Here is a 15,794-nt window from a genome sequence, read left to right as displayed (position 1 = left end):
ATCCTCAAGCTTAAGGCGTATTTGTTAAAAAATACACCTTAATGTTATGTTGCATTCTTTATTTAATTAGTTATGTGGGTAATTAGTTTAAGCTATATTGTTTTCACTACTAAGCTCTTTATATATTGCAACTAATTGTTTACTTATTACCTCATTGCTAAATCTGTCGGTAACATGAGCCCTTCCTGCTTTACCAAGCCCCGCAAGTTGTGCATTAGTAAGTTGATAGAACCAATTTATTCCCTCTGCTAAAGATTCAATTTCAAAAGGGTTAGCCAAATAACCATTTTTTTTATGTATAATTACATCAGTAAGGCCAGTACAATTAAAAGCCAAAACGGGGGTCTCGCAGCTAAGGCTTTCTGCCGCTACCTGTCCAAACGACTCAAGTCTAGAAGGAACAATCACAATAGAAGACAAAGAGTAAATACTGGCTAAAGCAGCCTCAGAGTAAATATGCCCAAGTTCTATTGATTGAATACCAAACACACTGCTTTTATGCTGATCTTTACCTCCAAAAGTAACTATCTTAATTTTGCGCTTAAGATCAACTGAAGCAGCAAAAAGCTCTAAAGCAGACAGTAATAAATCAAAACCCTTTACTAAATTTGCTGACCCGTCTACAGCACCAAACGTAATAACAAAGTCATCGTGCTTTAGCTCGTCAATATTAAAGTTAGATGTATCATGTTTAAAAACATTAATGTCGATTGGATTAGGTAATACTCGTATATCTCTATCACGTAATAAGGCACTTTGCTGAGCGCGCCCTTTTAACCAAGATGAAGGTACCGTAAAAATAACGTTATTTAGCCCCTGGTAATGCTTTTTCTTGTGCTTCCAAATAAACCGAGATAAACACTCCCTACCTTGGAGAATGCTTTGTTTGTTGTACCCTTCTACAACTTGCTTATAACAAGCATCAGTGTTGTTATAATGTTCTGTTGCAGAATAAAACCACTCGTCATGCAGTGTAATTACACTTTTCCCAGATAAATATTTAAAATCACGAATGCTTAATGTTTCGTTATTTATCCAATGAACGTGTAAAAGCTCAGCATTTATTACCTTATTTTTTATATAGCGACTACCAAATATATTTAGTGAGTGTTTACTTTTTAAATTGTACTGTAAAAGGTGAGATAACACCCAAAAAAAACGATGTGTTATTTTACTAAAAAATGGAAGTTTCTTCTCATTGTTTTCTATTGAGTAAAATAAAGCTTTATGACCGCTATTTTCTAATAACTTTTGAAAACGAACTGCAGCTTTGGCTGCTCCGCCACGAATGTTAGTGAAACCTATAAATGTGATTTTCATTATTTAACTTTTAGATGTGTTTCTTTCACTTGCATGCTTATCATTCCATAAAAACATAACAAGGAAAAAATTAAAAAATATACAAAATTTTGTGTGTTAAACATTATTATAAAACTAATGCAGATTATTATACGTTCAGAAAAGCTTAAACCAGATGTATATTTAGGATATATTAGAGGTTTAATTAACGCTATAGTAATAACTCCGCATTGTGCAATTAGCATAGTTAAGCCATCTGACCCTGTAGGCTTAATTAACTCATATTCGATGCGTCCCATTAATTTCATGCCATAAGGTATGGCATTTTCTATCTGGCTACCGAACCCATAGCCTATAATTGGGTTTTCTAAAAACATATTATAGCTAATAATAAAGTCATAGTACCTAGATAAGAAAGAAACACTCTTTTGAGCTACATCGCCCCCTCCAAACTTTAAAAGTATAAATGGTAAACCAACAACAATTACAACAACAGAAAAAACACTAAAAATCGAAATATAAAATATCTTATTTTTGCTTTCTCTAATAGCACCTTTCCAATAAATCAAGCTAAGCATCATAAATACGAGTATGCCGGTAGTTGATACAGTACTAATTATTGTTACACCAAGCACTATATAAAGCTTTAAGGTAATATTGCGTCTAACTAAAGCAAAAACAAACGCTAAATTTACAAATATTTGATACGCACCAGGCTCCCACCAAAGGCCGCTATTACGATAAATACCGTATTTAATAAAATTCTCAGAAACACCAAAAAATAAAAAATTTCGAAGTGGCCGTTCATCTGTACCAATAAAATTTGGTAAAATAGAGTGAATATCAAAAAAGATAACAAAAATATACAGCAATGAAATCAAGCAGACCCAGTACATTATTTTTATATAAACATCGGCAAAAATCTTAAAGCTCATTAAATGGACAATATATAAGGCAATACTAAATCTAATTAGAAGTACAATCACTGAACTTAGTTTTGTTTCTTGATTAATAGTTATTAAAGTTATAAAAAAAAGCATATAAATAACAATGTTTTTCTTTAAAGTTAGCTTTAATGGTTTAATTATTAGTATCAAATACCCTAAAAAAGCACCTAACAGTAAGTTATTGCCAAAATTCTCGTAAAATAAAGATTTAGATAAAAGTACACTAAAAAGAACTATAAAAAAGTCTCTTTTTTTATAGTCTACGTCGACATTACTGTTTAACTTCATAAGCTTTAACTTGTAAAAGATCTTTATTGTTGATGAAGTTTTCATCTATATTATTTTGTAATTCAAAATAGCTTTTCACATTTACACTATTAATTATATCCTTTAATTGTTCACCATTATGTGCATCAAATATATATCCATTCACGTTATTTTCTATTAACTCTGACGAGCCGCACTGTTTTGAAACTATAACAGGCAAGCCAAAGTATAGAGCCTCTTCTACAACTAGGCCCCATGGCTCAGCTAAACTAGGTAGTATTAAAAAGTCATATTTATTAAATAAACAATTTAATTTGTTATTATCAATTGAATGTAAAAAATTGATATTATCGTTAGATTTTTCCCTTAAGGTGCTCTCAAGTTCACCTTCACCTACAATTGTAAGTGAGCTATTGGGCAATTGGTTAAACACACTTATTAATAGCTCTAAGTTTTTTACCTCGACCAATCTTCCTATAAATATAAATTGGCTATTATAGCTTTTATGATTGATATTAGGAGTAGATTTATTAATCACCCCCACACCTCGTGTAACCTTAATAGAAGAGGAGCAAGCGAGCTTGTTTAATAATTGAACATGTAAAGCTCCTGATGCGAAAACAGTACTTACTCGTGATAAGAAAAGCTTTTTAACCACCCCTCTAATACCATTAGTATTACTTTCTAAAACAGTTGACTCTAACGCCAAGCAGTTTTTATTATACTTGCTTAATAGTACTGTTATCCAAAACTCGGGCAAATCCCAACCACTAACTATTATTTTATTATAATTTATAGAAAACAATAGTTTAACAACATCAATTAAGCTCTTAAACTTACAGCGTTTTTGAAAGCTGCCACTATTTATTACTGTGTAATCAAAATTAACTTTATTAATTTTAGAAAAATTTGAAAATCGCTTTTCATTTGTTTCTCCAGCAATAAATATCACAAAAATTTTAGAGTCTTTGCCAATTTCATTATATAAATTAACTTTATAAAAAGCGGGTAGATGAGTAACAATTACGTAATCATACATATTTAAATATAAACCAATTCTTGTTTCGCTCTTTTATAAGCAGTAAAAGGTGAAGAATACTAAGTGTAATAAATAATTTAACAAACCAAAAATCAAAGCCTACTTTTTGAGCTACCAAATACGCGATATTATTTGTGTAAGGATGGGTTATAAATAAAAGCATAGTACCTGCAGCCCACATTTTTATAACGCTCTTATCTTGAAAATCTCTAAAAAAGCTCTTAAAAAAAATAACTAAAAAAATCAATATAGATACGGCCCATATAAGATTTAAGATAACATCACTATATTTAAGTAATGACATATCCAAAATAGGCACTTTATTCAAGTAATATATGCTAAATATAACCCCAAAGGATAATATTAAAGCAACTGAACTCTTAATTTTACAAAGCCAATCATCTGCTAAATTGTTAAATATAACTTTACCTATAAAAATCCAAATAACGCAATTCAATCCATTTGTAATACCCAATGGAAGGTTCAGTTTAAAGCTTAATAAAAACAAGCTAGCATATATAATTAACTGCAAGACTTTATTTTTAGAAACCTTCTCAACTAGGTAATAAAATATACGACCTAAAAACAGCGCAGGTAAGAACCATAAGGCAAACCCATAGGTGTTTTTTAAATGTTCATAGTCCATCCAAAATATTATAGAGAGAACCTCGTTCACATAATTCAGCTGGGGTCTGCCAAGTAAAAACAACTTTAAAGCTGTGATTATTAGAGCAATAAAAGAAAATATAAAATATGGCACCATCAGCCGATTAAAGTCTTTTTTCACTAAATAATTTAATGGAGCAGTGACAGTTATGAAAAAACCAGAAAGCATAAAAAACAAAGGCATATGCCATGAATATATAAACTCGCTAAAGGGACTAGAAAAATGGCCTAATACAACAGCAATTATCCCTACAAACTTAAGCGAAAATACCCAGTTTAACTTATCCTTCATAGGAAAATCTTTTTAATATAATACTTTGTTAAAGTCCAAATATTTAAGGCATGTAAATGCATAGTGTTTGTTACATTATTATCAACTTTTATTTTATGGTATTCTTTAAATATCTTTAATTCTTGATTATTACCTAGACCGTCAGCACGCCACTTAGCTATTATTAAGTTATTAGTCTCAACTTCTGGAAAATCATGGTATGCACGCAATAGGTGCTCATAATCCATACAGTATTTGTTTGTTATATCAAATAAACCAAATGTTCTAAAAAAATCCATACTTGTAAACAACCCCTGATGGGGTAAAGACATTCGAGTTAACAATGAACGTTTGTTAAATTTTTTTGTATACTTTGAAACATATAGCCTTTTACCATTTTCATCTATACGTTCAATTAAACCACTTATCAAATCTGATCTATGTTTTTTTTCAGCAAAAAGCCTTTCCAATACATCGATGTCATAAAACCCATCGCCATCGCCTTGAAAGTTTATGTAATCGCCGCTTGCTAATAATATGGCTTTATTAAAAGCATCACTAATCCCTTTATCGGGTTCACTAAGCCAATAATCAATTTGAGCGTTATATTTCTCTAATATTCTCAATGTTCCATCAGTACTACCACCATCAATAATAATTAGCTCTACATTATTATACTTCTGGTTTAAAACACTCAAAATCATTTCTTCTAAATATTTATCCCCATTATATACTGCTGTAATAATTGTGATTAATGGTTGTTTATCATTAGATTTAAACTGACCTTGAAGCCTTATGCCCCCATGGGAGGATTTTTTTTCATCGTAATCTAAAAGTGTATAACTATCAGATAGTTTACTAGAATCAAAAAATCGTTCTTTATTAATTCTATCTGTAATATTTTGTACAGTTGAATACTGCTTATTATCTTTATTGGTGTGTTTCATTTATAACCTTTTCATAAAGCTTTATATACTTTTTAGCTACGACTTCATTGTCAAATTCATTTATAACTTTGTTTCTTGCACTTAGACATAGCTTTTCGTATATATCGGCTTCAACATTAAGCACCCAATCAATACCTTTCGCTAAGTCATCTGAATCTATAGGTGTTGCAAGGTAGCCGTTTTCTTTATGATCAATAATATCTAATAAGCCTGTATGTCCAAAAGCAACTACGGGAGTGCCACACGCCATTGACTCACTAGCAGTCTGCCCAAATGCTTCTTGTAAACTAGGCACTATCATTACATCCGCTGCGCTGTATATTGTAAGTAAACTCACATCATCAAAAACGTGTCCTAAATAATTAGCCGCAAAGCCGAGATTTTGAGATTGCTCAGGCTCACTACTTCCAAATATTACAAGCTCTATATCATCACTTTTAAGCTTTCTTAACGCACTACATAACTCTTTAAAACCTTTATTTAAATCCGCTGTAGCGCTATTTGCTCCAAATAGTATTAACTTTTTATCTTTAGGTAAATTCCAAAGCTCTCGCGCTTTATTTTTATCGAAAGGTTTAAATTTATTCGTGTTTAACGGATTAGGTAAGTTTACTATGTTTCGGTTTTTAAAAAGAGGGCTTCTTTTTGCACATTCAGCTAACCAACTGCTTACACCCACAACCGTTAAATGTTTAACCTTAGGGAACGCTCTACTCTTTCTGTTGAATACTCTTCGGCTTAGATCCTTTTCGCTATCACTGCCTAACCTTGGACAACACCCACAAGCATCTTGATATTTTTTACACTCCCACATGATATGGCACCCTCCTGTAAAAGCCCAATTATCGTGCAACGTCCACACTATAGGTGCCTTTATTTTATTAAGGTCTTCAATTTTAATCATGCCATGGCAAACCCAGTGTAAATGCACTATATCGGGATTTATTCCATTAATTTTTTTTGCGATATTACTAAATGGTAAGTAAGCAGGGCTAAATAAACTTTCTCCCCTATTTTTATAAAATTTTACAGGTATGCTATCTAATGTTGGCCGTAATCTATTTATTATTTTTTTTGTAATTCCAGTTTCTGTAATAACATATGGGTCATCAGAACTCTTATTTTGGACTAATAATTTACTATCTACATTATTAGCTTTTAAAGCACTATGAAGCCTGTATGTAGCCCTAGCTGCACCGCCCTGAGTATCAAGCGTACTGACATGTAGTACTTTTACAGGGCTAGTTTGTTTCATGATCTTCCCAGCTTTGTGTTACTTTTGAAGTAGATATTCCTGAAAATATCCGATCGAATATTTTTAAAGCCGACTCTTTAGAGTAAACTCCTGATACAACATTAGGCCACAGTTCAACATCTTTCCTTTCAATAACTTGCCAAACACGAATGGTAGTATTTTTATATCCCATAGCCGAGATTACTGCTGCGCGGTGTTGGCCGCCCCATTCAACCAACCAGCGATAATCAGAGTTTTCGTTCATTAGTACAACCGCACCAATATCCCCTCCCTCTGAATCATCTCTAAGTATACCGTTTTCCTCTATTGATAAAATCAGCGAATGTAGCCTTTTAACTTCAAGATCTAGAACCTCTTCTGATACAGGCCCAAAATCTCGCCAACCTTTATTTATATTTAACTTTGATCCGTGCTCTTCACTATCTTGACTTGCGCAAGAGGCTCTGCCCTGGTTTTTCTGTTCTAAAGATGTGTTTTCCCAGGGAAGTAAAGTTAACCAAGGAGGTTGGTTATCTAATGCTTCAACTTCGCCTTCATCAAAGCCCAACCACGATGAAGCGGTTAAGGGTTGCACCAAGTCATAATAACCGGTAAGCGTCGTTTTTAGTGCATTCTGATAATCATCAGAGCTAATTGCAGCTTTAGTCGCGACTATAAAGGGATGTTTTGAATTACTAGCTAAGGAATATTTTTCCAAGCCTCGTCCGTTGATAAAATCCACCTCAATTAATACCTGTTTATCGGTTCGGGTATAATACCCTAATGCTTTAGGGTTATTATTAATCATTCTTAAATCAACAGGCTGGCTATATATAGATTTAGTTATTGTATAACCAAAATAATTTAATATATTAACTAGTAGGGCCTTGATACTTTTTAACACTATTCACCTATCTCTTAGTTAATTTATTAAACTTAGCTCTTATATTAAACAACACATTAAATAATGTATCATTCTTCTTAAGCAATCGTTTGATAAACGAAAGTACTTTCTCTGGGAAACCTTTTACTTTAACTTTAAAGACTCTGAGATATAACCTCACATAGTTAATTTTTTTTAATAGAGATAAAAACTTAATGTTCAGATAAACTTTTTCATCATTCGGTATAGAAGCATCGTAATTATGAGCAGCTAAATACCCTCTAAGCATATCTAAGATATAAGTAGGGTTATTGTTAAACTCAGTCTTAAAGTTTTTAATACCAATTTTTTCCGATAAGCCTGTTAATCGCTCCATATATTTCTTATAAAAATAGGGCTTATGCACATAAGCATGATATAAATGTGAGAAAAAATAATCATCTACCCTTGGTGTATAAATACCTTCATGATTCATAACTTTCTTATCTAATATGTCCTTTTGCCATTTCTCATCGAAATAACCATCTCCAACATACCTAATATCAAAAAGAACATTTTTACCATCAACATTTACATGATAAAAGTTTTTTGAATTCCAAATATTTACTGCATTTGCGGCAGCCGTGAATTCGCCTATATTTGAGCATAGTATATCAACATCACCGCTTAGTGTTTTAACTGTATCTTGTAGCTTATCTGCTCCACGTAAAACAACATATTCAGTAGTTAAATTAAGCACTTCGAATAGTTCTTCACAACTATTCCAACCACTTGCACCTACTAAATCGTTATTAGCCTTTAAGCATTTATTATTGCGTACGGGCTGACCTAATAATTGTAAGGCGGTATCTTTACCAAAAAGTAAAACTGCGTTGTTAAAAAACTCCATTAAATTATCGGTAGAATGAACCATATAACTTCCCCCTACCCACTTTCTAAATAATCTTTTTTTATCTACAACATTAGCATTTACTATCTTAAAGCGACCTGAAGCATCCGATCTATATTCATATTTAGGTTCTAGATCTTCAATAACAACCACAACAAAAGCACCGTCTCCAACTTCCTCACGCTTCCCAGCTTTACCGCCGGTAGGAGCAACATCATAAATTCGATGAAAATTATCATCTAAATGTTTTTCCGACCAAGTATTATCAATACAGGCTATAATGTTAAAATTTTGGTCTAAATCTTGAAGTATTTCTTCTTCTTTAGTTCTTGCTTTTGACCATATAATAAATAACTGTAAATCCCTTTCATAATTACTTTCGAATTTATTCAAGTTATTATTGTAACTATATGTTAAATTTTTATATTCAAAATCTTTCAAATTCGCTTTCATTCTAAAAAATCACTTCTAAATTTTTCTATACAAAGGTACAAAAGCAGCTAACTTTATAAGTAAATGCTTTCTTGTTGTAGGAGTAAACAAATCGACTACTAATGATGAGAATATTAACGTTATCAATGAAGTATATGCTGCAGCTTGAACCCCATAAATAGGTATATAAATGTAGTTAAGTATTACGTTAATAACAGCCCCGACTGTTCCTCGAACAAAAATGAATTTCGTTTTATTTTCAGCTAATAACCATTTGTTGCTAACCATCATCAGAGCAATAAAAATACTACTCCAAATTTGTACGATTAATATCTGTGAAGACCCCTCGTAACCTGTACCATAAAGAAATGCAATTAGATCGTGGGCTACTATATTTACAAAGATAGACAGAAGGATTGCTGCCCATATTAAAAGTCGGTATAGGTTTTTAACTCTATTATTATAGAGTTCAATACTCGTATTTTTTGCATTTAGAATCGCTGGAAAAAATGATGATGTAACAATAACCGGAATAAAGTACCATAACTCACTAATTCTACTAGATGCAGAGTATAAACCTACTTGTTGCTCTCCTAATAACTCTTTAAGCATAATTATATCTATTTTCATGTAGATAGTTACTACAATCGAACTAATTATTAATGGCCAGCTATCCTTAATTAAGGTTTTCGCTAGTTTTAAATTGAATGTCCAAGAGGATATTTTGAGTTTGTTTTGTAGATAGTAAAAAATAAGCCCCAGCATTAGAATGAAACTATCAAATAAAATTACATAAGCAAAAGCAATTAATGAAGCGTTACTTAAAATTAAAATAATCTTGATTAAAGATGACAATATAAGGCTAATTAGATTACTGTAAACTACATATTTACTTAATACCTTACTTTGAAAATAAAAATCGATGACATTAAAACTTTGAAATAAAACTGTCGAACCAATGACTACTACAAGTAGGTTGGTTTCATAGTCATTCGACTGTAAAAACACTACAACTGTTAATACGACAAGTACTACAATACTAGTAATTAGTCTAAGTAAAAATGCGGTTCCAAGCAGTTGTTCTCTTTGCTTTTGACTATCATTTTTGACCAATTCCCTGACGATTATTCCGTCAAGTCCAAGTGTCGTTACTACAGCAAATAATGCAACAAAACTCTGTGCATAACTGAGCAAGCCAAACTGCTCTGGTCCTAAGTACCGGGCTACCCATATGCTAACAAATAACCCCGTTACCATTCTAAAAACTTTTTCACCTAAAAGCAGTGAGGTATTTTTTAAATACTTCACTGCTCCAGGTGAGTTTTTAAGAGCGATAATTTTTTTTACTCTTTCCATTTAGAAAGCTTAGCCTCGATATTCGTTAGCGTTATCAATAAACCATTGATAAGACTTGGCTAAACCAGCTTCTAAAGGAACAGAATATTTCCAACCTAATGACTTAAGCCTGTCAACATTCATTAGTTTACGAGGCGCGCCATCTGGCTTGGAGGTATCAAAACGAATAGTCCCTTCGAAACCAACCACTTTAGCAACCGTTTCTACTAGTTCACGTATAGTACAATCAACCCCAGTACCAACGTTAATATGGCTAAGCATAGGATGGGTATTTTCATCATAGATATTTTTATCTAGATTCATTACGTGAATTGAAGCCGCTGCCATGTCGTCAACATATAAAAATTCGCGCATTGGTTTGCCGCTCCCCCACGCCACAACTTCTTCGTCGTTATTAAGCTTTGCTTCATGAAAACGGCGAAGTAATGCGGGGATCACGTGGCTGTTTTCTGGATGAAAGTTATCATGTGGACCATAGAGGTTTGTTGGCATCACACTCCGGTAATCTCTTCCATATTGCCTATTATAGCTTTCACATAGTTTTATACCTGCAATTTTAGCTATAGCATAAGGCTCATTAGTTTCCTCTAGCGTACCTGTTAAGAGGGCTGTTTCAGACATTGGTTGCTCTGCAAGCTTAGGGTAAATACATGAAGAACCCAAAAAAAGTAATTGCTGAATATTAGCCTGGTGAGCGCTATGTATTATGTTGCATTCGATCATCAAATTTTCATAGATAAACTCTGCCGGGTAAGAGTTATTTGCAACTATTCCACCCACTTTTGCTGCTGCTAAATAGACCTGATCTATTTTCTCTGTTCTAAAAAAATCCAAAACTGCTTGTTGATTAGTTAGGTCCAGCTCATTACGAGTTTTTGTAATAACCTGGGCATTTGACTGATTTTGCAATTGACGAACTATTGCTGAACCAACCATCCCGTTATGCCCAGCTACAAATATATTTTTAGTTAAAGCAGTCATAGTTAAGCATTCTCAATAGATACGGCTAAATCGAAGCCATACTTTTTTAAAATTGCATGTTGTTTTGCTTTCTCTAAGTCATTTTCTACCATTTCTGCACACATTTGCTCAACTGTGATCTCAGGAGTCCAGCCTAACTTTGCTTCTGCTTTTGATGGATCACCAAGTAGCGTTTCTACCTCTGCAGGGCGGAAATAACGAGGATCTACTTTAACAATTACATCACCAACACATATTGCGGGGGCATTGTCACCTGTGATTGATTTTACAGTAGCTATCTCATCTATGCCTTGACCTGAAAACTCAAGCTCTATTCCAGCTTCTTTAGCTGATAGCTTCACGAACTCACGCACACTTATCTGCTTTCCAGTCGCAATAACAAAGTCTTCCGCTGTATCTTGTTGCAACATCATCCATTGCATACGAACGTAATCTTTTGCGTGCCCCCAATCTCGTAAAGCATCCATATTGCCTAAATATAAGCAGCTTTCTAAACCTTGAGAGATATTAGCAATTGCACGTGTAATTTTACGCGTAACAAATGTTTCTCCGCGACGAGGAGATTCGTGGTTAAATAAAATTCCATTACATGCGTACATACCATAAGATTCACGGTAATTCACGACGATCCAATAAGCATACATTTTAGCTACTGCGTATGGAGAGCGAGGATGAAACGGAGTTGTTTCTTTTTGTGGTATTTCTTGAACTTCTCCATACAACTCTGAGGTAGATGCTTGATAAAATTTTGTTTTCTTTTCAAGACCCAAAAAGCGTATAGCTTCCAATAAACGAAGTGTTCCCATAGCATCAACATCAGCTGTATACTCTGGACACTCAAACGAAACCGCTACGTGGCTTTGAGCACCTAAGTTATATACTTCATCTGGCTGCACATTTTTTATAATACGAGTAAGATTTGATGAATCTGTTAAGTCTCCATAATGTAAAAAAAAGCTTTGAGATTTTTCGTGACTATCTTGATAAATGTGATCAACGCGCTCTGTATTTAATGATGATGCACGACGTTTGATGCCATGAACTTCGTAGCCCTTTTCTAGTAAAAGTTCAGCTAAATAAGAGCCATCTTGGCCTGTAATACCGGTGATCAGTGCAACTTTTTTTTGTGTCATTTTCAATTCCTTTACTTAGACTTCGTTTTCAGTCGAAACAAAATCTATATTTAATTAAGCTCTAGGCTTTTTATTTCGGTTAATATATTCGTAACAAGCTGATTAGCTTTTGATAAAGTATCTGCTTCTGCATAACAACGAAGCTCAGGGGCATTACCTGATGGGCGTAAATGTATTACCTCTCCATTTACAAGAGTTATTCTGACACCATCAGTATCATCAAGGCATTGCACCTCTATGTTTTTAAAGCCTAATAATTTTAGTAACATACTTGGATCTTCATTACCGAGCTTTATTATTTTTTCACTTTTTTCTTTCGAAAAATTTTGGAGTCTTTCACTAAAGGTGAAACGCGCTGGAAGTCTCTCTATCACGTTTGAGATTGATTCATTTTCTGCGGCTAATAAAAGCATAAGCGCAGGTAAAACTGCATCTCTGGTAGGCAATGATTTAAGTGTTGTGTTATTGAGTACAACATCAGCACCAAGCAAAAAACCGCCATTAGCTTCAAAGCCTGCGACTACTTTATAATGTTTAGATAAATGCGAAAACTGCTCTATGACATAGGGGGAGCCGATCTTGGTTCTATATACATGCTTAAAAAGACCACACTTTTCAATAGCAGTATTACAACTTACAGGTACTGCTAATGCATCTATTTTTAGTGTCATTGCACATAATAAACCTAAAACATCACCACGTACCCATGCCCCATTTTCATCTGATACTAAGGGACGATCTCCGTCACCATCTGTTGAAAAGATCATATCAAAATGGTGGTGACGCGCCCATTCTAAAGCTTTAATTGTATCTTCATGCGATACGGCCTCAGTGTCTATTGGAACAAACTCATCACTGCGCTCTAAGCGAGTAACTCTAGCGCCCAAAGCCTCGAAAAGCTTATAATATAAATCTCGGCCTGCACTAGAGTGTTCATAAATGCCAATATGCTTATTCTTTAAGGAAGTGCTTGATAACACAGCTGTATATCTTTCAATATATTTAGTTGCGGCAGTGCTATCAATTTTCAAGCTAGAGGATGGCTTAACACTATTAAACTCAATACTCTGTTTTGTAATGAATTTCTCATCAGATTTACGGATCTCACCATCGGGACGGTAGAACTTAAGACCGTTTCTATCAAAAGGTATATGACTGCCTGTTACCATTATAGCTGGATTACCATCATTCATTGCCTTGTAAGCAAGCGCAGGTGTAGGTAAAACACCATAATATACAACTTTAATATTTAATTGTTCACAAGCAGAGCTACAAGCTTGAGCCATAGCGTAACTACTAGGGCGATTATCAATTGCTATCGCTATCGTTGTAAATTTATAGTGCTGCTGCATACATTTGATGAAAGCAATACTAAAGGCACCACATACATTTGGCGTAAACTGAGTAACCAGCCCTCGAGCTCCACTCGTGCCAAATTTTATACCGCTTTGTTCAATGGTTTCTTTACTATCGTGGGTACTGTTTATACTATTTTTTTGTGTAACCATTTAAACTCGCCCGTAGCGGTCTTCAAACCTAACAATGTCATCTTCCCCTAAATAACTCCCTGTCTGTACTTCGATCATTTCAAGCGGAATTTTCCCTGGGTTTTCTAACGCATGTATTGTTCCTAAAGGTATATATGTTGATTCATTCTCACTTACCAAGATAGTTTTATCTCCGTTTAAAACACTTGCCGTACCAGAAACTACAATCCAATGCTCTGATCTATGGTGATGTTTTTGTATCGATAACTTTTCACCAGGATTGACCGTGATACGTTTAACTTGATCTCTTTTACCATGGTCAATTGAATCATACTTACCCCATGGACGATAAACCTCACGGTGTATCTTATGTTCAGTACGACCCCGTCTTTTTAGTTCGTTAACGACTTTTTTTACATCTTGAACTTTATCTTTATTCGCCACCAATATGGCGTCTTTAGTTTCAATGACAACTAAGTTATCAACACCTACAGTAGCCACTAATTTATTTTCTGCATTGATATAGTTATTAGTAGATTCTATAGCAATTACATCACCTTTAAGCGCGTTCTTATTAGCATCTTTATCTGAAATGTCCCATAATGCTGAAAAAGAACCAACATCACTCCATCCAGCATCCATTGGCACAACAATAACATCTTTACTTTTTTCCATTACAGCGTAGTCAATTGAATTATCAGGGCAGCATTCGAAACTTTCATTATTCACACGAATAAACTCTAAGTCTTCAGATTGGGTCGCTATGGAACGCTCACAAGCACTTAATATTTCAGGGGCATATTTGGCTAGCTCTTCAATATATCGACTTGCCTTGAACATAAACATGCCGCTATTCCACAAGTAATTACCGCTATTTATATATTTTTCAGCAGTTTCTAAATTTGGCTTTTCAACAAATTGATGTACATTAAAGGCTGAGTCAAACTGCTCTCCCAATTTAATATAGCCATAACCTGTTTCCGGTGCGGTGGGCACAATTCCAAAAGTAATTAATTTATTATCTATTGCAATTGGCAGCGCTTTTTCTACCGCTTTTTCGAATGCTGTTATGTCTTCAATAACATGATCCGCAGCCAGTATTAATAAAACAGGGTCTTCACCATCAGGAGCGCTGTTTAATGCTTGTAGTGCAGCTAAAGCAATCGCTGGTGCTGTATTGCGTCCAACCGGCTCTAAAATTATTCCAGCATGCTCCAAATTAGCAACACGCATCTGTTCTGCGGCAATAAATCTATGCTCCTCGTTACAAATTAGTAATGGCTTGGTGTGCTCAATATTATTCAAGCGCATTACAGTTTGTTGTAACATTGAAACTTCTGTTGCCACAGTTAAAAACTGCTTAGGATATAACTCTCTTGATAGTGGCCATAGCCTAGAGCCAGTGCCTCCTGCCATAATAATAGGGGTAATCATAAAATTTCATCCAATTTTTATTTATAATTTAAAAGTGAGTTTTTACTACTTTATCTTTCTATCTGCACACTTTTCATCCTGAAAGTACCATTTAGTGTGTTCATGGACTTGCGCATCTAGAAGTAGTTCAGTTTCAGAAAAACACTTGTATTTAGAATGTTGGTCTGTGGGTAGCTTTAATAGGCCACTATGAGAAAAGATTTCGTATGCAAGTACTACATAATGTGTAGAAAAATGCTCTACCGAAAAGTTATCGTTATAAAAATGCTGATATACACCTTTAAAACTAGAATCTACACAGAGAAGGTTTAATTCCTCTGTTATTAAACGCTGAAACGCAGTTTCAAACGTTTCATCTTTCATTATTCTTCCACCAGGTACAAACCACTGCTCTTTAGCTGGGCGGTTTTTACGCTTTCCTAATAAAATATTGTTCTTCTTATCCCGAACTATTAAATCTATAGATATTAACGGAGTCGATTTTACGACCGTTTTAAATGTACTAGTAGGTAGCATAAGGGCCTTTCAA

General features: G+C 34.1%; 14 protein-coding genes. All 14 read right to left on the bottom strand.

The genetic code is table 11. The features are described 5' to 3' along the window. Window positions 1–87: 87 nt before the first annotated feature. The 14 genes from AC27I2_RS00635 to AC27I2_RS00570 are packed head-to-tail and all read right to left on the bottom strand — an operon-like array spanning window position 88 to window position 15,781. On the bottom strand, window positions 88–1,320 hold the full coding sequence (locus AC27I2_RS00635; protein WP_487203225.1) for a glycosyltransferase: 1,233 nt from the start codon (window positions 1,318–1,320) through the stop codon (window positions 88–90). Beyond that, window positions 1,320–2,534: an O-antigen ligase family protein gene (locus AC27I2_RS00630; protein ID WP_138528553.1), complete on the bottom strand. Its 1,215-nt coding sequence runs from the start codon at window positions 2,532–2,534 to the stop codon at window positions 1,320–1,322. The genes AC27I2_RS00635 and AC27I2_RS00630 overlap by 1 nt, the downstream gene beginning before the upstream one ends. Then, on the bottom strand, window positions 2,518–3,552 hold the full coding sequence (locus AC27I2_RS00625; RefSeq protein WP_138528555.1) for a glycosyltransferase: 1,035 nt from the start codon (window positions 3,550–3,552) through the stop codon (window positions 2,518–2,520). Before AC27I2_RS00625 ends, AC27I2_RS00630 begins: the two co-directional genes overlap by 17 nt. After that, window positions 3,545–4,510 (bottom strand): acyltransferase family protein, encoded by a 966-nt coding sequence (locus AC27I2_RS00620; protein ID WP_138528557.1) that lies wholly within the window; start codon window positions 4,508–4,510, stop codon window positions 3,545–3,547. The genes AC27I2_RS00625 and AC27I2_RS00620 overlap by 8 nt, the downstream gene beginning before the upstream one ends. After that, window positions 4,507–5,436, bottom strand: a complete 930-nt coding sequence (locus AC27I2_RS00615; RefSeq protein ID WP_138528559.1) for a glycosyltransferase family 2 protein — start codon at window positions 5,434–5,436, stop codon at window positions 4,507–4,509. Before AC27I2_RS00615 ends, AC27I2_RS00620 begins: the two co-directional genes overlap by 4 nt. Further along, window positions 5,420–6,691, bottom strand: a complete 1,272-nt coding sequence (locus tag AC27I2_RS00610; protein WP_138528561.1) for a glycosyltransferase family 4 protein — start codon at window positions 6,689–6,691, stop codon at window positions 5,420–5,422. Before AC27I2_RS00610 ends, AC27I2_RS00615 begins: the two co-directional genes overlap by 17 nt. Further along, entirely contained in the window at window positions 6,678–7,574 is an 897-nt protein-coding gene (locus AC27I2_RS00605; RefSeq protein ID WP_487203224.1) for a ParB N-terminal domain-containing protein, read from the bottom strand. The genes AC27I2_RS00610 and AC27I2_RS00605 overlap by 14 nt, the downstream gene beginning before the upstream one ends. A 7-nt stretch (window positions 7,575–7,581) precedes the next feature. Then, complete coding sequence (locus AC27I2_RS00600; protein ID WP_487203223.1) at window positions 7,582–8,895, bottom strand: hypothetical protein; 1,314 nt, start codon at window positions 8,893–8,895, stop codon at window positions 7,582–7,584. 15 nt (window positions 8,896–8,910) lie between these two features. Continuing rightward, window positions 8,911–10,230, bottom strand: coding sequence for a flippase (locus AC27I2_RS00595; protein WP_487203222.1), 1,320 nt, complete (start codon window positions 10,228–10,230; stop codon window positions 8,911–8,913). Window positions 10,231–10,239: 9 nt separating this feature from the next. Then, a complete protein-coding gene (gene fcl / locus AC27I2_RS00590) occupies window positions 10,240–11,211 on the bottom strand; it encodes a GDP-L-fucose synthase (protein WP_487203221.1) in 972 nt (323 codons plus the stop codon). Between the two features lie 2 nt (window positions 11,212–11,213). After that, on the bottom strand, window positions 11,214–12,344 hold the full coding sequence (gmd, locus tag AC27I2_RS00585; RefSeq protein ID WP_487203220.1) for a GDP-mannose 4,6-dehydratase: 1,131 nt from the start codon (window positions 12,342–12,344) through the stop codon (window positions 11,214–11,216). Between the two features lie 50 nt (window positions 12,345–12,394). After that, entirely contained in the window at window positions 12,395–13,852 is a 1,458-nt protein-coding gene (locus AC27I2_RS00580; protein WP_487203219.1) for a phosphomannomutase, read from the bottom strand. After that, complete coding sequence (locus tag AC27I2_RS00575; RefSeq protein WP_487203218.1) at window positions 13,853–15,265, bottom strand: mannose-1-phosphate guanylyltransferase/mannose-6-phosphate isomerase; 1,413 nt, start codon at window positions 15,263–15,265, stop codon at window positions 13,853–13,855. Window positions 15,266–15,310: 45 nt separating this feature from the next. Then, window positions 15,311–15,781, bottom strand: coding sequence for a GDP-mannose mannosyl hydrolase (locus AC27I2_RS00570; RefSeq protein ID WP_487203217.1), 471 nt, complete (start codon window positions 15,779–15,781; stop codon window positions 15,311–15,313). Between the last annotated feature and the right edge of the window lie 13 nt (window positions 15,782–15,794).

The organism is Pseudoalteromonas sp. NH0006-46, from assembly GCF_057547735.1.
Note: the sequence above shows the minus strand (reverse complement) of the source record. Positions and strands in the feature narration are given on the sequence as shown.

What these genes read in the sequence shown, in the direction of transcription:
- AC27I2_RS00620 (WP_138528557.1), bottom strand. Translation starts at nt 4,510, where the DNA reads ATGAAGGATAAGTTAAACTGGGTATTTTCGCTTAAGTTTGTAGGGATA.
- AC27I2_RS00570 (WP_487203217.1), bottom strand. Translation starts at nt 15,781, where the DNA reads ATGCTACCTACTAGTACATTTAAAACGGTCGTAAAATCGACTCCGTTA.
- AC27I2_RS00600 (WP_487203223.1), bottom strand. Translation starts at nt 8,895, where the DNA reads ATGAAAGCGAATTTGAAAGATTTTGAATATAAAAATTTAACATATAGT.
- AC27I2_RS00630 (WP_138528553.1), bottom strand. Translation starts at nt 2,534, where the DNA reads ATGAAGTTAAACAGTAATGTCGACGTAGACTATAAAAAAAGAGACTTT.
- AC27I2_RS00615 (WP_138528559.1), bottom strand. Translation starts at nt 5,436, where the DNA reads ATGAAACACACCAATAAAGATAATAAGCAGTATTCAACTGTACAAAAT.
- gmd (WP_487203220.1), bottom strand. Translation starts at nt 12,344, where the DNA reads ATGACACAAAAAAAAGTTGCACTGATCACCGGTATTACAGGCCAAGAT.
- AC27I2_RS00625 (WP_138528555.1), bottom strand. Translation starts at nt 3,552, where the DNA reads ATGTATGATTACGTAATTGTTACTCATCTACCCGCTTTTTATAAAGTT.
- AC27I2_RS00635 (WP_487203225.1), bottom strand. Translation starts at nt 1,320, where the DNA reads ATGAAAATCACATTTATAGGTTTCACTAACATTCGTGGCGGAGCAGCC.
- fcl (WP_487203221.1), bottom strand. Translation starts at nt 11,211, where the DNA reads ATGACTGCTTTAACTAAAAATATATTTGTAGCTGGGCATAACGGGATG.
- AC27I2_RS00575 (WP_487203218.1), bottom strand. Translation starts at nt 15,265, where the DNA reads ATGATTACCCCTATTATTATGGCAGGAGGCACTGGCTCTAGGCTATGG.
- AC27I2_RS00610 (WP_138528561.1), bottom strand. Translation starts at nt 6,691, where the DNA reads ATGAAACAAACTAGCCCTGTAAAAGTACTACATGTCAGTACGCTTGAT.
- AC27I2_RS00580 (WP_487203219.1), bottom strand. Translation starts at nt 13,852, where the DNA reads ATGGTTACACAAAAAAATAGTATAAACAGTACCCACGATAGTAAAGAA.
- AC27I2_RS00595 (WP_487203222.1), bottom strand. Translation starts at nt 10,230, where the DNA reads ATGGAAAGAGTAAAAAAAATTATCGCTCTTAAAAACTCACCTGGAGCA.